This is a genomic window from Pseudomonas sp. SDT291_1_S447 (assembly GCF_054070155.1).
Genome location: NZ_JBSVXS010000171.1, coordinates 1 through 8,336, shown reverse-complemented (window position 1 = coordinate 8,336; position 8,336 = coordinate 1). Strand labels below are relative to the sequence as shown.

Here is an 8,336-nt window from a genome sequence, read left to right as displayed (position 1 = left end):
GTATATCCCTGTAGGAGCTGCCGAAGGCTGCGATCTTTTAACCTGGCAACCTAAATTCCACGGCCATCCACTCGTTCTTCCCAGATAGCAAAGGCCCCCGCGCCTGCACCTCAATGGCGAACCCGACTGAGATGGCAATGACAAAACCACGTTCGAAAAAGGCTCTATTCATTGGCCTGCCGTTAGCCTTGGCGATCAGCGCCGGCGCAGGCTTTGCCGTCTGGCAACACTGGTTCAAGGATGACCTCGGCTACCCGGTCAAAGTCATGAAACAGGCGGATGAGCTGCACGAACGCATGCTCTCTTTCGACAGCCATGTCAGCCTGACGCAGAACTTCGGCACCGACGGTCACGAAGCCGACAAGGACGGTGACGGCCAGTTCGATCTGGCCAAGGCCAATCGCGGTCGCCTGTCCGGCGCGGCGCTGACCATCTTCGGCTGGCCGGAAATGTGGAACGGTCCGAACGCACCGCACAAGCCAACGCCCGGCTTCGTGGACGAGGCGCGCAATCAGCAGGAAATACGCTTCAAGATCATTTCCGGCATGGTCCGCGACTACCCCAATCAAGTCGCCATCGCCTACACCCCGGATGATTTCCGACGCCTGCACGGCGAAGGCAAATTCGCGATTTTCATCAGCATGCTCAACGCCTACCCGCTGGGTCACGACCTGAGCCTGCTGGACATGTGGACGGCGCGCGGTATGCGCATGTTCGGCTTCAGCTACATCGGCAACAACGACTGGGCTGACTCATCGCGTCCGTTGCCGTTTCTCAATGACTCGCCGGATGCCCTCGACGGCCTCTCGGATCTGGGCAAGCAAGCGGTCAAGCGCCTCAACGATCTGGGGGTGATCATCGACGTCTCGCAAATGTCGACCAAGGCCCTTGAGCAAGTCGCGCAACTGAGCCGCACGCCGCTGATCGCCTCGCACTCGGCGCCACGCGCAATGGTCGATATTCCGCGCAACCTCAGCGACAAGGAAATGCAGCTGATCAAGAACAGCGGCGGCGTGGTGCAGATTGTCGCGTTCTCGCAGTACCTGCGCCCGCTGACCCAAACCACGCAAGACAAGCTCAATGAAATGCGCAAGGACTTCGATTTGCCGCCGCTGCCGAACCTGGCCATGGCGTTGATGCCCGGTGACCCGATTATTGCGGCGTGGTCCGAGCAGAAGTTCGGCCAGTACGCCGGTCGCCTCTACGGCATCCTCGAAGAAGAGCCGAAAGCCAGCCTCAAGGACCTGGGCGACGCCATCGATTACGCGGTGCGCAAGATCGGCATCGACCATGTCGGCATCAGTTCCGACTTCAACGAGGGCGGTGGCGTCAAAGGTTTCGAAAACGTCGGTGAAATCCGCAACGTCACCGCCGAGTTGATCTCGCGCGGTTATTCCGAGGCGGATATCGCCAAGCTCTGGGGCGGCAACTTCCTGCGCGTCTGGGATCAGGTCGAAAAAGCCGCGAAACCGGCACTGGCCACCGCGCCGGGAACCGCCAAGCCATGAGCAATCGTCGCGATTTTCTGAAGCAGGCCGGGATACTGGCTGCGGCGCTGCCACTGGGTGCGAGCCTGCCGACGCTCGCCAGCGCTTCAGCCGCTGCACCGTTGCCGCGCAACAAATGGGCGCAGTTGCAGCAGCTGTTCGATCAGGATCCGGACTACCTGCATTTCTCCAACTTTCTGATCACCTCGCACCCCAGACCGGTGCGCGAGGCGATCGAGCAACATCGCGCGGCGCTCGACAAAAATCCCGGCCTGGCGATGGATTGGGATCTGGGCGTGATCGAACAGCGTGAGGAAAACGTGCGGGTCTGGGCCGCTCGCTACTTGCAGACCAACGCCAAACAGATCGCGCTGACCGGCAGCACCACCGAAGGCCTGGCGACGATTTATGGTGGCGTGCATGTGCGCCCGGATCAGGAAATCCTCACCACCGTCCACGAACATTACGCCACCCACACCATCCTCGCCTTGCGCACCGAACGCGATGGCACGCGAATCCGCAAGATCCCGTTGTTCAAGGATGTGTACAGCGCCAGCAAAGCCGAAATCCTCGCCAACATCGACAACGCCATCCGCCCCGAAACCCGGGTGCTGGGGATGTGCTGGGTACATTCGGGCAGCGGCCTGAAACTGCCAATCGGCGAGATCGGCGCAATCGTCGACAAGCACAATCGCGGCCGCAGCGATGCCGACCGGATCGTCTACGTGGTCGACGGCGTGCACGGCTTCGGTGTGGACAACCTGAACTTCGCGCAAATGAACTGCGACTTCTTCATTGCCGGCACGCACAAATGGATGTTCGGCCCGCGCGGCACCGGGATCATTTGCAGCCGTTTTGAAGAGGTCAGATACGTCACTCCGATCATTCCGACATTCTCCGAAGCCACAGCGTTTTCCACCACCATGACCCCGGGTGGCTACCACGCGTTCGAGCACCGCTGGGCGCTGGACGAGGCGTTCAAGTTACACCTGCAACTGGGCAAGGCTGATGTCGAAGCGCGCATTCACGCGCTCAACAGCTACCTCAAACAGCATTTGCAACAACGCGCGCAAATCGAACTCGTCACGCCGTTGAGCCCGGCGCTGTCTGCCGGTTTCACCTTCTTCCGGGTCAAGGCCAAGGACAGCGACAAGATCGCTGCGCACCTGATGGCCAACCGCGTGGTGGCCGATGCCGTCCACCGCGATGTCGGCCCGGTGATCCGCACCGCACCCGGGCTGCTCAATGACGAAGCACAAATCGACCGTCTGCTGGCCGTGCTCGACCAAACCCTCTGAGCGCTCCCTTTTCCTTTTAGCGAGACCCGCCATGAACAGTGAACTGCGTCGTTTTCCCCTCAAGACCTTTCCGGCGCTGATGCTCACCGCCCTCGCCGCCGGCCTGCTGCCTGGCGCAGTCCAGGCCGCTACACCGCCGGCGCCGGGCAAGGTGTTCAAGGACTGCAAGGACTGCCCGGAAATGGTCGTCCTGCCCACCGGCACCTTCACCATGGGCACCCCGGACGATGAAGTCGGCCGCGAGCCTGACGAAGGCCCGATGCACCCGGTGACGTTTGCCCAGCCGCTGGCGATCAGCCGTTTTCAGGTGCTGCGCGGTGAGTGGGATGCCTACCTCAAGGACAGCGGCTACAAAATGCCCGACGGTGACACGCGTCCAGGTCGTGCATGCAAGGCCGGCATCCCCGACTATCAGGGCAGCGACCCGCGCAAACAGTACACCGACAAACATCCAGCGGTATGCATGGACTTCCCTGAAGTCGAAGCGTACGTGGCGTGGCTGTCGAAAAAGACCGGCAAACAATACCGACTGGTCAGCGAATCCCTGCGTGAATACGCAGCGCGTGGCGGCAGCAGCGGGCCGTTCCCCTTCCCCTTCGATGAAGGCAAGGAGTACAGCATCGCAAAACACGCCAACACTTACGGCGCCGCCGATGGCTACAACTTCACCGCGCCGGCCGGCAGCTTTCCAGCCAATGCCTTCGGCGTGTACGACATGCACGGCAACATCTATGAATGGACGGCCGACTGCTACAACGAAAACTACGTCGGCGCACCAAGCGATGGCAGCGCGTGGCTGAGCGGCAAATGCGAGATCCGCCGCATCCGTGGCAACGACTGGGGCGAAGCGCCAGTGTTCTCCCGCTCCGGCAACCGCAACGCCACCTACACCGACACGCGCGGCGACTGGATCGGCTTTCGCGTCGCTCGCGATCTGTAACGCCCTCGCCCGGCTAAATTAGCCGTCCTGCCAGTCGTTTTACAGGTGAGCGCGAACCGACACGGTGCGCCACCGCCCTCTACGTCATCCAGGCGAAGTCCGCGAACCATGCCGGCCTTCGCCGCTTTTTCCAGCAGGGAACCTCCATGAGCAAACCAACACGCGGGGTGATCAAAGAATTGTTCGCCCTGCTCAAACCCTTTCGGCTGATCGTGACCGTCTCGACCCTGCTCGGCATGGTCGGCGGTCTGAGTGTCACCGCGCTGCTGGCGACCATCAACAGCGTATTGCATACCGAAGGCGACCTGAGCAACACCGTGGTCGCGGTCTTCGCCGGGTTGTGCCTGCTGGCCCTGACCAGTTCGATTTTTTCCGACATCGGCACCAACTATGTCGGCCAGCACATCATTGCCAAACTGCGTAAGGAGCTGGGCGAGAAAGTCCTCAGCGCCCCCATCGAGCAGATCGAGCGCTACCGCAGCCATCGGCTGATCCCGGTGCTGACCCACGACGTCGACACCATCAGCGACTTCGCTTTCGCCTTTGCTCCGCTGGCGATTTCCATGACCGTCACCCTCGGCTGCATGGGCTATCTGGCGATGCTGTCATGGCCGATGTTTTTGATGGTGGTGGTGGCGATTCTGCTCAGCACGATCATTCAGTACATTGCCCGCGGGCGTGGCATGCAGGGCTTCATGAAGGCCCGCGACTACGAAGACGAGTTGCAGAAGAACTATCACGCCGTGGCTGAAGGCGCGAAAGAACTGCGCATCCACCGCCCTCGCCGGCACCGCATGTTCGTTGCCGGTATCGAAGGAACGGCGAACAAGATCTGCGACACCCAGGTGCGTTCGGTGAACACGTTCGTCATCGCCAAAACCCTCGGTTCGATGCTGTTTTTCGTGGTCATCGGCTTGGCGCTGGGCTTGCAATCGCTGTGGCCGAGCGCCGACAAAGCGGTGATCAGCGGCTTCGTGCTGGTGTTGCTGTACATGAAAGGTCCGCTGGAACACCTGATCAGTACCTTGCCGATTGTCAGTCGCGCGCAGATCGCCTTCCGCCGCATCGCCGATCTCTCGGAGCAGTTCTCCTCGCCCGAACCGCACCTGCTGCTCAGCGATCAAGGCCCGAAAAACAACGTTGTGCACAGCCTCGAACTGACCGATGTGTCGTACAGCTTCCCGACCGTGGAAGGCGCGGCACCGTTCCGTCTCGGCCCGGTGAACCTGAAAATCGAACAGGGCGACATCATCTTCATCGTCGGTGAAAACGGCTGTGGCAAGACCACCCTGATCAAGCTGCTGCTGGGCCTGTACGCGCCGCAACAGGGTGAGATCCGCCTTAACCAGCAGATCATCGACGCCACGACCCGCGATGATTATCGCCAGTTGTTCACCACGATTTTCGCCGACTATTACCTGTTCGACGACGTGGTCCAGGGCGACACGCATATCCCCGAAGACGCCAACAAATACCTGCAGCGCCTGGAGATCGCCCACAAGGTCAGCGTGCGTGACGGCTCGTTCACCACCACCGACCTGTCCACCGGCCAGCGCAAGCGTCTGGCGCTGATCAACGCGTGGCTGGAAGAGCGCCCGGTGCTGGTGTTCGACGAATGGGCTGCCGACCAGGACCCGACCTTCCGCCGCATTTTCTACACCGAGCTGCTGCCTGACCTGAAGCGTCTGGGCAAAACCATCATCGTCATTTCCCACGACGATCGTTACTTCGATGTCGCCGACCAATTGGTGCGCATGAGCGCCGGCAAAGTGGTCACCGAGCTTCAACCCGCCTGATTGTGAAAATTTTGTAAAAAAAGTGCGTTGAGCCTTTCCGGTTTTTGGAAGGTTCAACGTCTTATTTACAGTTAATAGAAATAGTTCTCAGTCAACACTTTGAAGAGTAGAAGAATAATGCCCGCACCGCACGGACTCCACCCGCTCGCCAAGGCTCTGCTGATCCGCCGTTCTTTCCGTTCCACGTTGCCAGCGCTGTGCGCCATGGCCCTCACCTTGCCGATGATCGGCCAGGCGCAGGCTGCGGCGGTGGCGATCAATATTCCTGCCCAGTCGCTGGGGAGCGCTTTGCAGGAATTCGGTCGCCAGACCAACCTTCAGGTGCTGTACAGCCCGGATGAAGTGAGTGGTCTGCGCAGCAGCGCGGTCAGCGGCAACCTGGAACCGACTGCCGCCATCGCGCAGTTGCTCAACGGCACCGACATTGCCTACAGCGTTGAAGGCAATAACGTCGCGTTGCGCTCGCGCAGCAACAGCGGCGCCAGCCTGGATCTGGCACCGACCAACATCTCCGCGACCGCGGAATCGGCCTGGGGTCCGGTCGACGGGATCGTCGCCAAACGCAGCGCCACGGGCTCGAAGACCGATACGGCAATCAAGGTCATCCCGCAGACGATCAACGTCGTCACCCAAGACGAAATCAAGATGCGCGGTTCGCAATCGGTCACCGAGGCCCTGCGTTATACCCCGGGCATCACTGGTGGCGGCTTCGCCGACCGCGTGAAGATTTTTGACGAGCCGACCTCCCGCGGCTTCTCCCCTACTCCGCTGTACCTCGACGGCCTGCACATGCCTTACGGCGGCGGCAGCACCGGCGGTTCGCTGCAGATCGACCCGTACACCCTCGAGCGCATCGAAGTGCTCAAAGGCCCGGCCTCGGTGCTCTACGGTCAGAACCAGCCTGGCGGCATCGTCAACATGGTCAGCAAGCGTCCGACCGCGACACCGCTGCACGAAATCAAAATCGGTGGCGGCAGCTATGACCGCGCCTACGGTGCCTTCGACCTCGGCGGCCCGATCGATGATCAGGGTGAATTCCTCTATCGCCTGACCGGTGTGGTCAACGACAGCAACTCGGCCATCGACTACGCCAGCCAGAACCGCATGATGCTGGCGCCGAGCCTGACCTGGCTGCCGAACGACCGCACCACCATCACCGTATTCGGCCAGTACCAGAAGGACCACGACGTACCGGAAGCCCAGGGCCTGCCAGCGTTCGGCACGGTCAAGAGCACCTCCAACGGTCGCATCAGCCGCAGCCGCTTCATCGGCGAGCCGGACGTGAACAAGTACCATCGTGAGCAGTTTGTCGTCGGTTACGAAATCGCCCACGAATTCAACGACGTCTGGACCTTCAAGCAGAATGCCCGTTACGCCGACGTCAACGACCAGTACGTGGCGCCACTGCACGGCTACTCGTTCCCGACCAACCCGGTCACCGGCCTCAACGACAACAGCTTCCAGAGCCGTTACGCCGTGGACTGGTCGCAGCACAACAAGGTCTATGGCCTCGATAACATTGCCCAGGCCAAGTTCAAGACTGCCGATATCGACCACACCGTGCTGTTGGGCGTGGACTACTACCACTTCAACTCGAAGTTCCTCGGCCTGTACGACCGCACCGCTCCGGGTATCGACCTGTACAACCCGGTGTATGGCAGCCAGATCAACTTCCGCCAGCCGTACAAATGGGATAACACCATCACCCAGACCGGTTTGTACGCTCAGGATCAACTGCGCTGGAACCAGTGGTTCCTGACCCTCGGCGGTCGTTACGACTTCGCCGAAACCGACAATAAGCAACCCCTGTCCGGCGGTCACAGCAACCAGAAAGACGAGAAGTTCACCGGTCGCGCCGGCCTGGGCTACGAGTTCGAGAACGGCATCACGCCTTACGTGAGCTACGCCGAATCGTTCCTGCCGCAAACCGGTACCGACATGAGCGGCGGTGCGTTCGAACCGACCACCGGCAAGCAGTACGAAGTCGGCATCAAGTACGAACCGACCTTCGTCGACGGTTTCATTCAGCTGTCGGCTTACCAGATCGACCAGGACAACATGCTGACCACCGACCTCAACAACCCGGGGTTCAGCGTGCAGAGCGGTACGGTGCGTTCGCGTGGCGTAGAGCTGGAAGGCAAGGTCAATGTCACGCAGAACCTGCGCGTATTGGCCGCCGTGTCGCGTAACCAGACCAAGTGGCACAGCGCCAACGACGGTCGCGAAGGTCGCACCGTGGCCATGGCTCCACCGCTGACCGCATCGGCGTGGATCAACTACGACTTCGACATCTCTACTGCTCTGGCCGGTTTTGGCATGGGCCTGGGTGCTCGTTACGTGCAACAAAGCTACGGCTCGGACTACGAGTCGGATTCCTTCCAGGTGCCGTCGTACACCGTGTATGACGCGATGGTGTCCTACGATCTGGAAAAATCGCCGCTGCATGTCAAAGGTGTGAAGCTGCAGGCTAACCTGCAGAACATCACCGACGAGAAGTACGTTGCCGCGTGCAACGGTACGCTCGACTGCTACTACGGTGAAGGTCGTACCATGACTGCTGACGTGACCTACAACTGGTAATACGTTTTGCGCTCACTGAAACGCCGGCATTTGCTGGCGTTTTTTTTGGCGCTGATTTGGGCTTGGCGGCCTGTGGGCCGACCATGTTCTTGGGGTTTTGGGTGTATATCCGTTTTTTTGGGGGTTGCTGCTGGCGGTTTCGCTCTTACAGCGAGTCCCTTTCAAACGCCAAAAAGGAACCAAAAGGCTTTGCCCCTGGCGTACGGCACTTCGCTGAGGCTCAGTGTTCCCTCGC

At 60.5% G+C, this 8,336-nt stretch carries 5 protein-coding genes; all 5 read left to right on the top strand.

Going from position 1 to position 8,336, the window contains the following annotated elements; all coding sequences use genetic code 11:
- Positions 1-137: 137 nt before the first annotated feature.
- Positions 138-1,508 carry a pyoverdine-tailoring dipeptidase-like protein PvdM gene (gene pvdM, locus ACW9IR_RS27430; protein WP_110719721.1) on the top strand — a complete coding sequence of 457 codons (1,371 nt, stop codon included), beginning with the start codon at positions 138-140 and terminating at the stop codon, positions 1,506-1,508.
- On the top strand, positions 1,505-2,785 hold the full coding sequence (gene pvdN, locus ACW9IR_RS27425) for a pyoverdine-tailoring periplasmic protein PvdN (protein WP_457465745.1): 1,281 nt from the start codon (positions 1,505-1,507) through the stop codon (positions 2,783-2,785). Before pvdM ends, pvdN begins: the two co-directional genes overlap by 4 nt.
- Before the next feature lie 31 nt (positions 2,786-2,816).
- On the top strand, positions 2,817-3,725 hold the full coding sequence (pvdO, locus tag ACW9IR_RS27420; protein ID WP_457465743.1) for a dihydropyoverdine dehydrogenase: 909 nt from the start codon (positions 2,817-2,819) through the stop codon (positions 3,723-3,725).
- Between the two features lie 146 nt (positions 3,726-3,871).
- Positions 3,872-5,521: a cyclic peptide export ABC transporter gene (locus ACW9IR_RS27415; RefSeq protein ID WP_457465741.1), complete on the top strand. Its 1,650-nt coding sequence runs from the start codon at positions 3,872-3,874 to the stop codon at positions 5,519-5,521.
- Between the two features lie 117 nt (positions 5,522-5,638).
- Positions 5,639-8,101: a TonB-dependent siderophore receptor gene (locus ACW9IR_RS27410; RefSeq protein ID WP_102900913.1), complete on the top strand. Its 2,463-nt coding sequence runs from the start codon at positions 5,639-5,641 to the stop codon at positions 8,099-8,101.
- Positions 8,102-8,336: the final 235 nt, after the last annotated feature.